At 56.8% G+C, this 16,327-nt stretch carries 14 protein-coding genes; all 14 read left to right on the top strand.

All coding sequences use genetic code 11. The features are described 5' to 3' along the window. The first annotated feature begins 83 nt into the window (after nt 1–83). The 14 genes from nuoC to FQK12_RS26065 all read left to right on the top strand — a co-directional run bounded on the left by nuoC (nt 84) and on the right by FQK12_RS26065 (nt 16,318). Nucleotides 84–1,892: an NADH-quinone oxidoreductase subunit C/D gene (nuoC, locus tag FQK12_RS26130; RefSeq protein ID WP_014230254.1), complete on the top strand. Its 1,809-nt coding sequence runs from the start codon at nt 84–86 to the stop codon at nt 1,890–1,892. 2 nt (nt 1,893–1,894) lie between these two features. Next, nucleotides 1,895–2,395: an NADH-quinone oxidoreductase subunit NuoE gene (gene nuoE / locus FQK12_RS26125; protein ID WP_004104075.1), complete on the top strand. Its 501-nt coding sequence runs from the start codon at nt 1,895–1,897 to the stop codon at nt 2,393–2,395. Next, complete coding sequence (gene nuoF / locus FQK12_RS26120; protein ID WP_004852841.1) at nt 2,392–3,729, top strand: NADH-quinone oxidoreductase subunit NuoF; 1,338 nt, start codon at nt 2,392–2,394, stop codon at nt 3,727–3,729. The genes nuoE and nuoF overlap by 4 nt, the downstream gene beginning before the upstream one ends. A 32-nt stretch (nt 3,730–3,761) precedes the next feature. Next, nucleotides 3,762–6,488, top strand: coding sequence for an NADH-quinone oxidoreductase subunit NuoG (nuoG, locus tag FQK12_RS26115; RefSeq protein ID WP_014230253.1), 2,727 nt, complete (start codon nt 3,762–3,764; stop codon nt 6,486–6,488). Further along, on the top strand, nt 6,485–7,462 hold the full coding sequence (gene nuoH, locus FQK12_RS26110; RefSeq protein WP_004104068.1) for an NADH-quinone oxidoreductase subunit NuoH: 978 nt from the start codon (nt 6,485–6,487) through the stop codon (nt 7,460–7,462). The genes nuoG and nuoH overlap by 4 nt, the downstream gene beginning before the upstream one ends. 14 nt (nt 7,463–7,476) lie before the next feature. Then, the gene (nuoI, locus tag FQK12_RS26105) at nt 7,477–8,019 is read left to right on the top strand and encodes an NADH-quinone oxidoreductase subunit NuoI (RefSeq protein ID WP_004104066.1); all 543 of its coding nucleotides are present in this window, start codon (nt 7,477–7,479) and stop codon (nt 8,017–8,019) included. 10 nt (nt 8,020–8,029) lie between these two features. After that, nucleotides 8,030–8,584: an NADH-quinone oxidoreductase subunit J gene (gene nuoJ, locus FQK12_RS26100; RefSeq protein ID WP_014230252.1), complete on the top strand. Its 555-nt coding sequence runs from the start codon at nt 8,030–8,032 to the stop codon at nt 8,582–8,584. Continuing rightward, on the top strand, nt 8,581–8,883 hold the full coding sequence (gene nuoK / locus FQK12_RS26095; RefSeq protein ID WP_004104062.1) for an NADH-quinone oxidoreductase subunit NuoK: 303 nt from the start codon (nt 8,581–8,583) through the stop codon (nt 8,881–8,883). Before nuoJ ends, nuoK begins: the two co-directional genes overlap by 4 nt. Next, nucleotides 8,880–10,721: an NADH-quinone oxidoreductase subunit L gene (nuoL, locus tag FQK12_RS26090; RefSeq protein ID WP_014230251.1), complete on the top strand. Its 1,842-nt coding sequence runs from the start codon at nt 8,880–8,882 to the stop codon at nt 10,719–10,721. Before nuoK ends, nuoL begins: the two co-directional genes overlap by 4 nt. A 163-nt stretch (nt 10,722–10,884) precedes the next feature. Then, nucleotides 10,885–12,414, top strand: coding sequence for an NADH-quinone oxidoreductase subunit M (nuoM, locus tag FQK12_RS26085; RefSeq protein ID WP_004104059.1), 1,530 nt, complete (start codon nt 10,885–10,887; stop codon nt 12,412–12,414). Nucleotides 12,415–12,420: 6 nt separating this feature from the next. Further along, nucleotides 12,421–13,878 carry an NADH-quinone oxidoreductase subunit NuoN gene (nuoN, locus tag FQK12_RS26080; RefSeq protein WP_004852828.1) on the top strand — a complete coding sequence of 486 codons (1,458 nt, stop codon included), beginning with the start codon at nt 12,421–12,423 and terminating at the stop codon, nt 13,876–13,878. A gap of 201 nt (nt 13,879–14,079) precedes the next feature. Then, nucleotides 14,080–14,631, top strand: a complete 552-nt coding sequence (locus FQK12_RS26075) for a tyrosine-type DNA invertase (protein ID WP_014839116.1) — start codon at nt 14,080–14,082, stop codon at nt 14,629–14,631. A gap of 425 nt (nt 14,632–15,056) precedes the next feature. Beyond that, entirely contained in the window at nt 15,057–15,593 is a 537-nt protein-coding gene (locus FQK12_RS26070; RefSeq protein WP_014230249.1) for a fimbrial protein, read from the top strand. A 62-nt stretch (nt 15,594–15,655) separates the two neighbouring features. Further along, nucleotides 15,656–16,318, top strand: a complete 663-nt coding sequence (locus FQK12_RS26065) for a molecular chaperone (protein ID WP_014230248.1) — start codon at nt 15,656–15,658, stop codon at nt 16,316–16,318. Nucleotides 16,319–16,327 lie beyond the last annotated feature (9 nt).

The raw sequence follows: 16,327 nt of genomic DNA, 5'->3' as shown, positions 1-16,327 counted from the left end.
GCGCCTGCGGGCGGGATAAAAACTTCGCAAATCAATCTACTACAGCGCGAAGCCTCGCCGGCAGTCACCACGGACCTTTTGCAATGGTGAACAATATGACCGATTTAACCGCGCATGACGCCGCACCAGCCTGGCAAACCCGCGATCACCTTGATGACCCGGTGATCGGCGAACTGCGCAACCGTTTTGGGCCGGATGCCTTTACCGTTCAGCCAACCCGCACCGGCGTTCCGGTGGTTTGGGTGAAGCGTGAACAGCTGCTTGAGGTGGGTGATTTCCTGAAGAAATTGCCGAAGCCTTACGTGATGCTGTTTGACCTGCACGGCATGGACGAACGTCTGCGCACGCACCGCGACGGTTTACCCGCCGCGGATTTTTCCGTTTTCTATCATCTGATTTCAATAGACCGCAACCGCGACATCATGCTCAAGGTTGCCTTGTCTGAAAACGATCTGCATCTGCCGACCTTCACCAAACTGTTCCCTAACGCCAACTGGTATGAGCGTGAAACCTGGGAGATGTTTGGCGTGACCTTCGATGGTCACCCGAATCTGCGCCGCATCATGATGCCGCCGACCTGGGAAGGTCACCCGCTGCGTAAAGACTACCCGGCGCGCGCCACCGAATTTGACCCGTTTGAGCTGACCAAAGCCAAACAGGATCTGGAAATGGAAGCGCTGACCTTTAAACCGGAAGAGTGGGGCATGAAGCGCGGGACCGAAAACGAGGACTTCATGTTCCTTAACCTCGGCCCGAACCACCCCTCCGCTCACGGTGCGTTCCGTATTATTCTACAGCTTGATGGCGAAGAGATCGTCGACTGCGTGCCAGATATCGGCTACCACCACCGCGGCGCCGAGAAAATGGGCGAGCGCCAGTCCTGGCACAGCTACATTCCGTATACCGACCGTATTGAATATCTCGGCGGCTGCGTTAACGAAATGCCTTACGTGCTGGCGGTTGAGAAACTGGCGGGGATAACCGTGCCGGATCGCGTCAACGTGATCCGCGTGATGCTCTCCGAGCTGTTCCGTATCAACAGCCATCTGCTGTACATCTCTACCTTTATTCAGGACGTCGGGGCGATGACGCCGGTGTTCTTTGCCTTTACCGACCGTCAAAAGATCTACGATCTGGTGGAAGCGATTACCGGTTTCCGTATGCACCCGGCCTGGTTCCGTATCGGCGGCGTCGCGCACGACCTGCCCCGCGGCTGGGATCGCCTGCTGCGCGAATTCCTCGAGTGGATGCCGAAGCGTCTGGATTCCTATGAGAAAGCCGCGCTGCGCAACACCATCCTCATCGGTCGTTCGAAAGGGGTTGCCGCCTACAACGCGAAAGAGGCGCTGGAGTGGGGCACCACCGGCGCGGGCCTGCGCGCGACCGGCATCGGCTTCGACGTACGTAAATGGCGTCCCTATTCTGGCTATGAAAACTTCGACTTTGAGATCCCGACCGGCGGTGGCGTCTCCGACTGCTACACCCGCGTGATGCTGAAAGTGGAAGAGCTGCGCCAGAGCCTGCGCATTCTTCAGCAGTGCCTCGATAACATGCCGGAAGGCCCGTTCAAGGCGGATCATCCGCTGACGACGCCACCGCCAAAAGAGCGCACGCTGCAGCATATCGAAACCCTGATTACGCACTTCCTGCAGGTTTCCTGGGGCCCGGTCATGCCGGCGCAAGAATCCTTCCAGATGATTGAAGCGACCAAGGGTATTAACAGTTACTACCTGACCAGCGACGGCAGCACCATGAGCTACCGTACCCGCGTGCGCACGCCAAGCTTCGCGCACCTGCAGCAGATCCCGGCCGCTATTCGCGGCAGTCTGGTCTCCGACCTGATTGTCTATCTGGGTAGTATCGATTTTGTTATGTCAGACGTGGACCGCTAATTATGCACGAGAATCAACAACCACAAACCGAGGCTTTTGAGCTGAGTGCGGCAGAGCGTGAGGCGATTGAGCACGAGAAGCACCACTACGAAGACCCGCGTGCGGCGTCCATTGAAGCGCTGAAGATCGTTCAGAAGCAGCGCGGCTGGGTGCCGGACGGCGCAATCTACGCTATCGCCGATGTGCTGGGGATCCCGGCCAGCGACGTAGAAGGCGTTGCGACCTTCTACAGCCAGATTTTCCGCCAGCCGGTGGGTCGTCACGTGATTCGCTACTGCGACAGCGTGGTGTGCCACATCACCGGGTTCCAGGGCATTCAGTCGGCGATTGAGAAGAAGCTGGATATCAAACCGGGTCAAACCACCTTTGATGGCCGCTTCACTCTGCTGCCGACCTGCTGCCTGGGCAACTGCGACAAGGGGCCGACCATGATGATTGATGAGGACACTCACAGTTATCTGACGCCGGAAGCGATTCCTGACCTCCTGGAGCGGTATAAATGAAAACCATTATTCGTACTGCCGAAACCCATCCGTTAACCTGGCGTCTGCGCGACGACAAACAGCCGGTATGGCTGGATGAATACCAGAGTAAAAACGGCTACGCCGGGGCGCGTAAAGCGCTCTCCGGCATGGCGCCGGATGAAATCGTCACTGCGGTAAAAGACGCCGGCCTGAAGGGGCGCGGCGGCGCGGGCTTTTCCACCGGTCTGAAGTGGAGCCTGATGCCGAAAGACGAGTCCATGAACATCCGTTACCTGCTGTGTAACGCCGATGAAATGGAGCCGGGCACCTATAAAGACCGCCTGCTGATGGAACAGCTGCCGCACCTGCTGGTGGAAGGCATGCTGATCTCCGCGTTCGCGCTGAAAGCCTGGCGCGGCTATATCTTCCTGCGCGGCGAATATATCGAAGCGGCGCAGCATCTGCGCCGGGCCATTGCCGAAGCGACCGAAGCGGGCCTGTTGGGTAAAAATATCCTTGGCACCGGTTTTGACTTCGAACTGTTTGTGCACACCGGGGCAGGGCGCTATATCTGCGGCGAAGAAACCGCGCTGATTAACTCCCTCGAAGGCCGCCGCGCCAACCCACGTTCGAAGCCGCCGTTCCCGGCTAGCTCCGGCGTCTGGGGCAAACCGACCTGCGTAAACAACGTTGAAACCCTATGCAACGTTCCGGCGATTCTGGCCAACGGCGTCGAGTGGTATCAGAACATTTCGACCAGTAAAGACGCCGGCACCAAGCTGATGGGTTTCTCCGGCCGCGTGAAGAACCCGGGCGTCTGGGAGCTGCCGTTCGGCACCACCGCGCGCGAGATCCTCGAAGAGTACGCGGGCGGCATGCGCGATGGCCTGAAGTTCAAAGCCTGGCAGCCGGGCGGCGCGGGCACCGACTTCCTGACCGAAGCGCATCTCGACCTACCGATGGAGTTCGAAAGCATTGGTAAAGCGGGAAGCCGTCTGGGCACCGCGCTGGCGATGGCGGTTGACCATGAGATCGGCATGGTGCCGCTGGTACGCAACCTGGAAGAGTTCTTTGCCCGTGAGTCCTGCGGCTGGTGTACGCCTTGCCGTGACGGTCTGCCGTGGAGCGTGAAAATTCTGCGCGCTCTCGAGCGCGGCGAAGGCCAGCCGGGGGATATCGAGACGCTTGAGCAACTGTGTCGATTCCTCGGTCCGGGTAAAACCTTCTGCGCGCACGCGCCGGGTGCGGTTGAGCCGCTACAGAGCGCGATTAAATATTTCCGCGAAGAATTCGAAGCTGGCATTAAACAGCAGTTCAGCAATACCCATGCAATCAACGGGATTCAGCCGAACCTGCTTAAGACGCGCTGGTAATCTAAAGGTTTTTTTATTTTGGAAGCACGCTAATGGCTACGATTCATGTAGACGGCAAAGAGTACGAGGTCAACGGAGCGGACAACCTGCTAGAAGCTTGTCTCTCTTTGGGCCTTGATATTCCTTACTTTTGCTGGCATCCGGCGCTGGGAAGCGTTGGTGCTTGCCGCCAGTGTGCGGTGAAGCAATATCAGAACGCGGAAGACACGCGTGGCCGCCTGGTGATGTCCTGTATGACACCGGCATCCGACGGCACTTTTATTTCCATCGACGACGCAGAAGCGAAGCAGTTCCGCGAAAGCGTAGTTGAGTGGCTGATGACCAACCACCCGCACGACTGTCCGGTGTGCGAAGAGGGCGGCAACTGCCACTTACAGGATATGACCGTAATGACCGGTCATAGCTTCCGTCGCTACCGCTTTACCAAGCGTACCCACCGCAACCAGGATCTGGGGCCGTTCATCTCTCACGAAATGAACCGCTGCATCGCCTGCTACCGCTGCGTTCGCTACTACAAAGACTATGCCGACGGTACCGACCTGGGCGTCTACGGCGCTCACGACAACGTCTACTTTGGCCGTCCGGAAGACGGTACGCTGGAAAGCGAGTTCTCCGGTAACCTGGTGGAAGTCTGTCCGACCGGCGTCTTTACCGATAAAACGCACTCCGAGCGCTATAACCGTAAGTGGGACATGCAGTTTGCGCCAAGCATCTGCCAGCAGTGTTCCATCGGCTGTAACATCAGCCCCGGCGAGCGCTACGGCGAACTGCGTCGTATCGAAAACCGTTATAACGGTACCGTTAACCGCTACTTCCTCTGCGACCGCGGTCGTTTCGGCTATGGCTATGTCAATCTGAAAGATCGTCCGCGTCAGCCGGTTCAGCGCCGCGGCGACGATCTGATCGCCCTCAACGCCGAACAGGCGATGCAGGGGGCGGCAGATATTCTGCGCCAGTCGAAGAAGGTGATTGGTATCGGCTCCCCGCGCGCCAGCATTGAAAGCAACTTTGCGCTGCGCGAGCTGGTCGGCGCCGAAAACTTCTATACCGGCATCGCCAAGGGCGAACAGGCGCGCCTGCAGATGATGCTGAAAGTGCTGCGCGAAGGCGGTATTCATACCCCGGCGCTGCGCGAGATCGAATCCTACGATGCGGTGCTGATCCTCGGTGAGGACATCACCCAGACCGGCGCGCGTATCGCGCTGGCGGTGCGTCAGGCGGTGAAAGGCAAAGCGCGTGAAATGGCGGCGGCGCAGAAAGTCGCCGACTGGCAGATCGCCGCGATCCTTAACATCGGCCAGCGCGCGAAGCATCCGCTGTTCGTGACCAATATCGACGACACGCGTCTTGATGATATCGCCGCATGGACCTACCGCGCGCCGGTGGAAGATCAGGCGCGTCTTGGCTTCGCCATCGCCCACGCGCTGGACGATAGCGCGCCGGCGGTCGAAGGGCTGAGCAGCGAGCTGAAAGGCAAAATCGACGTGATCGTTCAGGCGTTAGCCGGAGCGAAAAAACCGCTGATTGTTTCCGGAACCAACGCCGGCAGCATCGAGGTAATTCAGGCCGCCGCCAACGTGGCGAAAGCCCTGAAAGGCCGCGGTGCTGACGTTGGCGTGACCATGGTTGCCCGGGCAGTGAACAGCGTAGGCCTCGGGATGATCGGAGGCGGCTCGCTTGAAGAGGCGCTGAGTGAACTGGAGACCGGTAACGCCGATGCGGTTATCGTGCTGGAAAACGACCTGCACCGCCACGCTTCAGCCGCCCGCGTTGACGCGGCGCTGGCGAAAGCGCCGCTGGTCATGGTGGTTGACCATCAGCGTACGGCGATTATGGAAAAAGCGCATCTGGTGCTCTCCGCGGCAAGCTTCGCGGAAAGCGACGGTACCGTGGTCAACAACGAAGGTCGCGCCCAGCGCTTCTTCCAGGTTTACGACCCGGCCTACTACGATGCGAAAACCGTGATGCTGGAAAGCTGGCGCTGGCTGCACTCATTGCACAGCACCGTTAACAACCGCCAGGTTGACTGGACGCAGCTGGACCACGTGATTGACGCCGCCATTGCCGCGCTACCGCAGCTGGCCGGTATCAAAGACGCCGCGCCGGATGCGACCTTCCGCATTCGCGGTCAGAAGCTGGCCCGTGAACCGCACCGCTATAGCGGTCGTACGGCGATGCGCGCCAACATCAGCGTGCATGAACCCCGTCAGCCGCAGGATAAAGACACCATGTTTGCCTTCTCCATGGAAGGGAACAACCAGCCGTCCGCGCCGCGCTCGCAAGTTCCCTTTGCGTGGGCTCCGGGCTGGAACTCCCCGCAGGCGTGGAACAAGTTCCAGGATGAAGTGGGCGGTAAACTGCGCCACGGCGATCCGGGCGTGCGTCTGATTGAAGCCTCCGCCAGCGGTCTTGAGTACTTTACCGCGGTACCGGCAAGCTTCCAGGCTGAAGAAGGGAAATGGCGTATCGCGCCTTACTACCATCTGTTCGGCAGCGACGAGCTGTCGCAGCGTGCTCCGGTATTCCAGAGCCGCATGCCGCAGCCGTACGTTAAGCTGAACCCGGCAGATGCCGCGAAGCTTGGCGTGAACGAAGGGGCGATGGTTTCCTTCAGCGTTGATGGCCAGGCGCTTAGCCTGCCGCTGGTAATCTCGGCGGGGCTGACGGCAGGGCAGGTTGGCTTACCGATGGGCATGCCAGGGATTGCGCCGGTGCTGACCGGAGCGCGTATTGATACTCTGCAGGAGGCGAAAGCATGAGTTGGTTAACTCCCGATCTCATCGACATTCTGTTAGGCATCCTTAAGGCGGTAGTGATTCTGCTGGTGGTGGTGACCTGCGGCGCGTTTATGAGCTTTGGCGAACGTCGTCTGCTGGGCCTGTTCCAGAACCGTTACGGGCCTAACCGCGTGGGCTGGGGCGGTTCGCTGCAGCTCGTCGCCGACATGATCAAAATGTTCTTTAAAGAGGACTGGGTTCCGCGCTTCTCGGATCGCGTGATCTTTACTCTGGCGCCGGTGATCGCCTTTACTTCGCTGCTGCTGGCCTTCGCCATTGTGCCGGTCAGCCCGACGTGGGTGGTGGCCGATCTGAACATCGGGATCCTGTTCTTCCTGATGATGGCAGGTCTGGCGGTCTATGCGGTGCTGTTCGCCGGCTGGTCGAGCAACAACAAATACTCGCTGCTTGGCGCGATGCGTGCTTCTGCCCAGACCCTGAGCTACGAAGTGTTCCTCGGGCTTTCCCTGATGGGCGTGGTGGCGCAGGCCGGTTCATTCAACATGACCGATATCGTCAACAACCAGGCGCATCTGTGGAACGTCATCCCTCAGTTCTTCGGCTTCGTGACCTTTGCGATCGCGGGCGTAGCGGTATGTCACCGTCACCCGTTTGACCAACCGGAAGCGGAACAGGAGCTGGCTGACGGTTATCACATCGAATACTCCGGCATGAAGTTCGGTCTGTTCTTCGTCGGTGAATATATCGGGATTGTTACCGTATCGGCGCTGATTGTGACGCTGTTCTTCGGCGGCTGGAATGGCCCATGGTTACCTCCTTTCATCTGGTTCGCGCTGAAAACCGCGTTCTTTATGATGATGTTCATTTTGATCCGCGCATCATTACCGCGTCCGCGCTATGACCAGGTAATGTCCTTTGGCTGGAAGGTATGCCTGCCGTTAACGCTGATCAACTTGTTGGTAACGGCGGCTGTCATTCTCTGGCAGGCGCAATAAGGGGTGAATTGACCATGACCTTAAAAGAATTATTGGTAGGGTTTGGCACCCAGGTCCGCAGTATCTGCATGATCGGGATGCACGCCTTTGCCAAACGTGAAACTCGGATGTACCCGGAAGAGCCGGTATATCTGCCGCCGCGCTACCGTGGCCGCATCGTGCTGACGCGCGATCCGGACGGCGAAGAGCGCTGCGTTGCCTGTAACCTGTGTGCGGTAGCCTGTCCGGTAGGCTGTATCTCTCTGCAAAAAGCGGAGACCAAAGACGGCCGCTGGTACCCGGAGTTTTTCCGCATCAACTTCTCGCGCTGCATTTTCTGCGGCCTGTGCGAAGAAGCGTGCCCGACCACGGCGATTCAGTTGACCCCGGACTTTGAGCTGGGCGAATACAAACGTCAGGATCTGGTGTACGAAAAAGAGGATCTGCTGATTTCCGGTCCGGGTAAATACCCGGAATATAACTTCTACCGGATGGCGGGTATGGCAATCGACGGCAAAGATAAGGGCGAAGCAGAGAACGAAGCTAAGCCTATCGACGTCAAGAGCCTGTTACCGTAAGGAGAGGGCAATGGAATTCGCTTTTTATATCTGTGGCCTGATAGCCATCCTCGCAACCCTGCGGGTGATCACCCACACCAATCCGGTGCACGCGCTGCTGTACCTGATCATTTCGCTGTTGGCGATCGCCGGGGTGTTCTTCTCCTTAGGGGCTTATTTCGCCGGTGCGCTGGAAATTATCGTCTACGCCGGGGCCATCATGGTGCTGTTCGTGTTCGTGGTGATGATGCTCAACCTGGGCGGCAGCGAAATCGAGCAGGAGCGCCAGTGGCTGAAACCTGGGATCTGGATCGGTCCGGCCATTCTCGCAGCGGTACTGCTGGTGGTTATCGTTTACGCCATCCTCGGCATTAACGATCAGGGTATCGACGGCGCGGCGATTAACGCCAAAGAGGTCGGTATTGCGCTGTTTGGTCCGTACGTTCTGGCGGTGGAGCTGGCCTCCATGCTGCTGCTCGCGGGCCTGGTTGTTGCCTTCCATATCGGCCGTGAAGAGCGCGTCGGGGAAGTGCTGAGCAACCGTCCGAACGACAGCGATAAAAGAAAAACGGAGGAACACGCATGATCCCCTTAACACATGGACTGATCCTCGCCTCTGTCCTGTTTGTCCTCGGCCTGACGGGGCTGGTCATCCGCCGCAATCTGCTGTTTATGCTGATTAGCCTGGAGATCATGATCAATGCCGCGGCGCTGGCTTTCGTGGTTGCAGGGAGCTACTGGGGCCAGACCGATGGCCAGATAATGTATATCCTCGCCATCACCCTCGCCGCCGCGGAAGCGAGTATCGGCCTGGCGCTGCTGCTGCAGCTCCATCGTCGTCGCCAGAACCTGAACATCGATTCAGTAAGTGAGTTGCGCGGATGAACATGCTTGCCTTAACCATTCTTTTGCCATTGATTGGCTTTGTTTTGCTGGCCTTCTCTCGCGGCCGCTGGTCGGAAAACTTATCCGCCACCGTAGGGGTAGGCTCGGTAGGCCTGGCGGCGCTGGTCACGGCGTTTGTCGGCGTTGACTTCTTCGCCAACGGCAAACAGGCGGTCAGCGTGCCGCTGTGGACCTGGATGTCGGTGGGCGACTTCAACGTCGGCTTCAACCTGGTGCTGGACGGTCTCTCTCTGACCATGCTGTCCGTGGTGACCGGCGTCGGCTTCCTGATCCATATGTTCGCCTCCTGGTACATGCGCGGCGAAGAGGGCTACTCCCGCTTCTTCGCCTATACCAACCTGTTTATCGCCAGCATGGTGGTTCTGGTGCTCGCTGATAACCTGCTGCTGATGTATCTCGGCTGGGAAGGCGTGGGCCTGTGCTCCTATCTGCTGATCGGCTTCTATTACACCGATCCAAAGAACGGCGCGGCGGCGATGAAAGCCTTTGTGGTGACCCGCGTCGGCGACGTGTTCCTGGCGTTCGCGCTGTTCATTCTCTACAACGAGCTGGGCACCCTGAACTTCCGCGAAATGGTTGAACTGGCGCCTGCGCACTTCGAAGCCGGTAATAACATGCTGTGGTGGGCAACCCTGATGCTGCTGGGCGGCGCGGTGGGTAAATCCGCGCAGCTGCCGTTGCAGACCTGGCTTGCGGACGCGATGGCCGGCCCAACCCCGGTCTCCGCGCTGATCCACGCTGCCACCATGGTGACCGCCGGCGTCTACCTGATTGCGCGTACCCATGGCCTGTTCCTGATGACCCCGGAAATTCTGCATCTGGTGGGTATTGTCGGAGCGGTAACGCTGGTGCTGGCAGGCTTCGCCGCGCTGGTGCAGACCGATATCAAACGCGTGCTCGCGTATTCCACCATGAGCCAGATTGGCTACATGTTCCTCGCGCTCGGCGTGCAGGCGTGGGATGCGGCGATTTTCCATCTGATGACCCATGCGTTCTTTAAAGCGCTGCTGTTCCTGTCGTCCGGTTCGGTGATTCTGGCCTGCCACCACGAACAGAATATCTTCAAGATGGGCGGCCTGCGTAAGTCTATTCCGCTGGTATACGTCTGCTTCCTGGTGGGGGGCGCGGCGCTGTCCGCGCTGCCGCTGGTGACGGCAGGCTTCTTCAGTAAGGATGAGATTCTGGCGGGCGCGATGGCGAACGGTCATCTGAATCTGATGGTTGCCGGCCTGGTCGGGGCGTTTATGACTTCCCTGTACACCTTCCGTATGATTTTCATCGTGTTCCACGGCAAAGAACAAATTCACGCTCACGCAGGGAAGGGGATTACCCATCATCTGCCGCTGATTGTGCTGCTGGTGCTCTCGACCTTCGTTGGCGCGCTGATTGTGCCGCCGCTGGAAGGCGTACTGCCGCAGACCACCGAGCTTGATCACGGACGCGTCATGACGCTGGAAATTGCCTCCGGGGTGATTGCTATCGCCGGTATTCTGATTGCCGCCTGGCTGTGGCTGGGTAAACGCACGCTGGTGACGTCGATTGCCAACAGCGCGCCGGGTCGTCTGCTCGGTACCTGGTGGTACAACGCCTGGGGCTTTGACTGGCTGTATGACAAGGTGTTCGTTAAGCCGTTCCTCGGCGTGGCGTGGCTGCTGAAGAGCGATCCGCTGAATGCCCTGATGAACATTCCGGCGATCCTTTCCCGCTTCGCAGGCAAAGGCCTGGTGGTGAGCGAGAATGGCTATCTGCGCTGGTATGTGGCTTCTATGGGCATCGGCGCTGTCGTGGTGCTGGCGCTGCTGATGGTATTGCGTTGAGTTTGAGGATTGTGGGCGTTGTCGGTTAACCCGACTTACAAGCAGTAGGCCCGGCAAGCATAGCGCTGCCGGGCAATAACACCCGCAATCCGAAGTGAATTTTCTGTGAGAATTCGTTGAAAATCGGTCCTGAACGGGACTTTAACAAGGAATAAAGATCGCCATGTTATTACCCTGGCTAATATTAATTCCCTTCATCGGCGGCTTCCTGTGCTGGCAGACTGAACGCTTTGGCGTGAAGATGCCGCGCTGGATCGCGCTGATCACTATGGGATTGACGTTTCTGCTTGGCCTGCAGTTGTGGATGCAGGGCGGCTATTCTCTCACGCAATCTACCGGTATTCCGCAGTGGCAGTCGGAATTCGTGATGCCGTGGATCCCGCGATTCGGGATTAGCATTCATCTGGCTATCGACGGTCTGTCGCTGCTGATGGTGGTGCTGACCGGGCTGCTGGGCGTGCTGGCGGTGCTCTGTTCATGGCGCGAAATCGAGAAATATCAGGGTTTTTTCCATCTTAACCTGATGTGGATCCTGGGCGGCGTGATCGGCGTATTCCTGGCTATCGACCTGTTCCTGTTCTTCTTCTTCTGGGAAATGATGCTGGTGCCGATGTACTTCCTGATCGCGCTGTGGGGCCATAAGGCTTCCGACGGTAAAACGCGTATCACGGCGGCAACCAAGTTCTTCATTTATACCCAGGCGAGCGGCCTGGTGATGCTGATATCCATCCTGGCGCTGGCGTTTGTGCACTTCAACGCTACCGGCGTATGGACCTTCAACTATGAAGAGCTGCTGAAGACGCCGATGTCCCACGGCGTGGAATACCTGCTGATGCTGGGCTTCTTTATCGCTTTCGCGGTAAAAATGCCGGTGGTTCCGCTGCACGGCTGGCTGCCGGATGCGCACTCTCAGGCGCCGACCGCGGGTTCCGTTGACCTCGCGGGGATCCTGTTGAAAACCGCGGCCTACGGCCTGCTGCGTTTTGCGCTGCCGCTGTTTCCGAACGCTTCCGCCGAATTTGCCCCCATCGCGATGTGGCTGGGCGTCATCGGTATCTTCTACGGCGCGTGGATGGCCTTTAGCCAGTACGATATCAAGCGTCTGATTGCATACACCTCCGTTTCCCACATGGGCTTCGTGCTGATTGCTATCTACACCGGCAGCCAGCTGGCTTATCAGGGCGCGGTGATTCAGATGATTGCTCACGGTCTGTCCGCTGCCGGCCTGTTTATTCTTTGCGGTCAGCTTTACGAGAGACTGCATACGCGCGATATGCGTCAGATGGGCGGTCTGTGGAGCAAGATCAAGTGGCTACCCGCGCTGTCGATGTTTTTTGCGGTCGCGACCCTCGGGATGCCGGGTACCGGTAACTTCGTCGGTGAATTTATGATTCTGTTCGGCAGCTATAAAACCGTGCCGGTGATTACCGTTATTTCGACCTTTGGTCTGGTGTTCGCTTCCGTGTACTCGCTGTCGATGCTGCATCGCGCGTACTTTGGTAAAGCAAAAAGCGAAATCGCCGCGAAAGCGTTGCCGGGAATGTCCCTGCGTGAACTGTCGATCATCCTGCTGCTGGTCGTTCTGCTGGTGCTGCTGGGCTTCTTCCCGCAGCCGATTCTGGACACCTCGCACTCTGCGATGAGCAACATTCAGCAGTGGTTTGTTAATTCTGTTTCTACTACAAGGCCGTAATTCGCCATGACAATAACTCCACAACAACTGATCGCACTGCTACCGCTGCTGATCGTCGGCTTGACGGTGGTGGTTGTGATGCTCTCCATTGCGTGGCGACGCAATCATTTCCTCAATGCCACGCTGTCGGTTCTCGGCCTGAACGCCGCGCTGATATCACTCTGGTTCGTGGGTCAGAACGGAGCGATGGACGTCACGCCGCTGATTCGCGTTGACGGTTACGCGATGCTCTATACCGGGCTGGTGCTGCTGGCGAGCCTCGCCACCTGTACTTTCGCCTACCCGTGGCTTGAGGGTTACAAGGACAACAAAGAAGAGTTCTATCTTCTGGTGCTGATCGCCGCGCTGGGCGGCATTCTGCTGGCGGGCGCTAACCATCTGGCGGCGCTGTTCCTCGGCATCGAACTGATTTCGCTGCCGCTGTTCGGCCTGGTGGGCTACGCCTTCCGCCAGAAACGTTCGCTGGAAGCCAGTATCAAATATACGATTCTGTCCGCCGTTGCCTCTTCGTTCCTGCTGTTCGGTATGGCGCTGGTGTATGCCAACTCCGGTAACCTCTCCTTCCTTGCGCTCGGTAAGAGCCTGACGGATGGTATGCTGCACGAGCCGCTGCTGCTGGCTGGTCTCGGTCTGATGATTGTCGGTCTCGGCTTTAAGCTGTCGCTGGTGCCGTTCCATCTGTGGACGCCGGACGTATACCAGGGCGCGCCTGCTCCGGTTTCCACCTTCCTGGCGACCGCCAGTAAAATCGCCATCTTTGGCGTGGTCATGCGCCTGTTCCTCTATATGCCGGTGGGCGACAGCGAGGCGGTACGCGTGGTGCTGGGCCTGATCGCCTTTGCTTCGATTATCTTCGGGAACCTGATGGCCCTGAGCCAGACCAATATTAAACGTCTGCTCGGCTACTCTTCCATTTCTCACCTTGGCTATCTGCTGGTGGCGCTGATTGCTCTGCAGAGCGGTGAGATGTCGATGGAAGCGGTGGGCGTTTATCTGGCAGGGTACCTGTTCAGCAGCCTCGGCGCGTTCGGCGTGGTGAGCCTGATGTCCAGCCCGTACCGCGGCCCGGATGCCGATTCGCTCTACTCCTACCGCGGCCTGTTCTGGCATCGTCCGATTCTGTCGGCGGTAATGACGGTGATGATGCTGTCTCTTGCCGGTATTCCGATGACGCTGGGCTTTATCGGTAAGTTCTACGTGCTGGCGGTGGGCGTGCATGCGCACCTGTGGTGGCTGGTCGGCGCGGTAGTGGTGGGTTCAGCGATTGGCCTCTACTACTACCTGCGCGTGGCGGTGAGCCTCTATCTGAGCGCGCCGGAGAAACTGAATCGCGATGCGCCGTCTAACTGGCAGTACAGTGCCGGAGGCATCGTGGTGCTCATCTCCGCGCTGCTGGTGCTGGTGCTGGGCGTTTGGCCGCAGCCGCTCATCAGCATCGTACAATTGGCTACGCCGCTGATGTAATGCTATCTTTAGCCAGAGAAAAGGATCGCTTCGGCGGTCCTTTTTTTATCTACGCAAAGGCGCCAGGCGCTTTCTTTACTCTTTTTCGTATTATTCATGCTTTTTATCATATTAATCTCACTTTACGTTTCCACTCATCCTCTTATTTTCCGTACTATTATTACTACGCACGCTATTGTGTTTTGTAGATGGAGAAAGTGAATGAAAACAAGACGTAAGCATTTGACTGTCGGGGAGGTTCAGCGTTTGGTTGAAGCGGCCAGGCGGGGAGCAAACCCGGAGCGCGATGTCTGTTTACTGTGGATGTGTTTTAATCATGGTTGTCGAGTGAGCGAAATTCGTCACTGGAAGCTCTCTGATATCGATATTCAAAGCGGGGTCATTTATATTCGTCGACTGAAGAACGGCTTTTCAACCACTCATCCTATTTATAAACAAGAGGTAAAAGTACTCAACGAATGGCTGCGCGTGCGTAATAATTATCCCGGAAATAATTCTGGCTGGCTCTTTCTGTCACGAAATGGCCAGCCTTTATCCCGGCAGAGAATATACCAGATGATGAAGAACCTGAGCCTCGTCGCCCAGCTGGAAATTAACGCGCATCCGCATATGCTGCGCCACGCATGCGGTTTCGCGCTGGCTAATAAGGGGGTGGATACGCGATTAATTCAGGACTTTCTGGGACATCGGAATATTCAGCACACGGTTATCTATACAGCCAGTAATGATGCGAGGTTTAGAGAAGTTTGGTAAACGGAATAGTCATTTTGTATCAAACTGACTCCTATGCTATCCACAGGTAGTAACAATGTCAATTTATGATTAACAATATTTTTTACTATTATTTTCATATAGTTATATTAAGTATAGGTGTCATTTATTTTTTAATTGTTTTAATTGGCTTTATGTATGGTTTGTTCCGCCTCTCATTCTTTAGCTTTTTATCGTGTTTATTGGGATTTTTCCTGATAAATATGAAATCAAAAACGCCTTCCCTGGCAATTTATATTCTAATTAATTGAAGTGGTCATATTGATACATAATGACCACTTCAAAATATTATATCCATTTCATGGGTCAATGTTTTGTTGCGTTATTAATATCAAACGTAAATAAAAGGATGCGCAGGGTATTGCGCTTATAAGTTAATGCATCGACTGCATTGAAAAGGATAAATCATGAAAAAAACATTACTTGCTGCTGTTGTCGCCGGTTGCGCGGCGTTCTCTGGTGCTGCGCTGGCGGATGACGGTCAGGTGAAGTTTATCGGCGATATCATCGATGCGGGCTGCGACGTGGTGAACGACCTGTCCAACCCGCTGGAAGTTCAGATGGGGCAGATTGCCAAGACCGCGTTTAGCGGTACGGGGTCTACTGCGGCTGAACAGAATTTCGCGATTAAACTGGAAAACTGCCCGACTACCGTCACCAAAGCATCGGTACTGTTCTCCGGCGCTAACGTCAACGGTGATAATGATAAACTGCAGCTGACCGGAGCGGGTACCGATCCTGCCGTTGCCGAAGGCGTGGCCCTGCAGCTGGTTGACGCCAGCAGCAACGCGACGCTGCCGCTCTATACGCGTTCTGCCAGCCTGACCATCCCCGCTACCGGCAATATCGATCTGCCGTTCCGCGTCCGTTATATCCAGACTGAAAGCACTATCGTTGCGGGTAAAGCTGACGGTACAGCCAACTTTACCATCAGCTATAACTAATTTTCCGTCTATATGACAGTGTTAGCGAGCCCTATGTGGCTCGCTTTTCCAGGGAGCTGGAGATGCAAAAATACCTGAAAGTGCTAATAGCTGGATGGCTGTTGGTCGGCGCTGCGGCGCATGCGGGCGTGGTGACCGGCGGTACTCGTCTGATTTATCCCGGCGGTAAAAAAGAGTCCTCACTGAGCGTAACCAATAATGATGCTACGCCTTATCTCATTCAAAGCTGGGTTGAAAGTAATAAGGGCGCAGCCCCTTTTCTGTTAACGCCGCCTTTATTTCGCCTTGAGGGCGAGCAGCAAACCCGACTGCGGGTAATTTACAGCGGCGGCTTACCGGAAAATAAAGAAAGTATGTTCTGGATGAACATTAAAGCGATTCCCTCCTCGCAGGCTAAAGCCGGCGCCAATACTCTACAGATCGCTATCAAAACGCGCATCAAATTAATTTATCGACCTAAATCCGTTGAGGGAACGCCGGAGATGGTGACGGAGCAGCTTCGCTGGACGCGCAGCGGCAATACGCTACAGGTCATGAATCCCACCGCCTTTTATATGAATTTTGCCGAGGTCAAAGTGGGGGGCGCCGAAGTTAAAGAGGCCAATTGGGTGGGGCCGGGGGAAACGGCGCGCTTTCAACTGCCGGGCGTCAGCGCGGGCGCTTTGCAGTGGAAACTGATTAACGATTATGGCGGTACCGGCGCGCTGCACCACGCGAATTTGTAAAGGCTTTCA

The sequence above is a fragment of the Klebsiella sp. ME-303 genome, assembly GCF_007910085.1.
GTDB lineage: Bacteria > Pseudomonadota > Gammaproteobacteria > Enterobacterales > Enterobacteriaceae > Klebsiella > Klebsiella michiganensis.
Note: the sequence above shows the minus strand (reverse complement) of the source record. Positions and strands in the feature narration are given on the sequence as shown.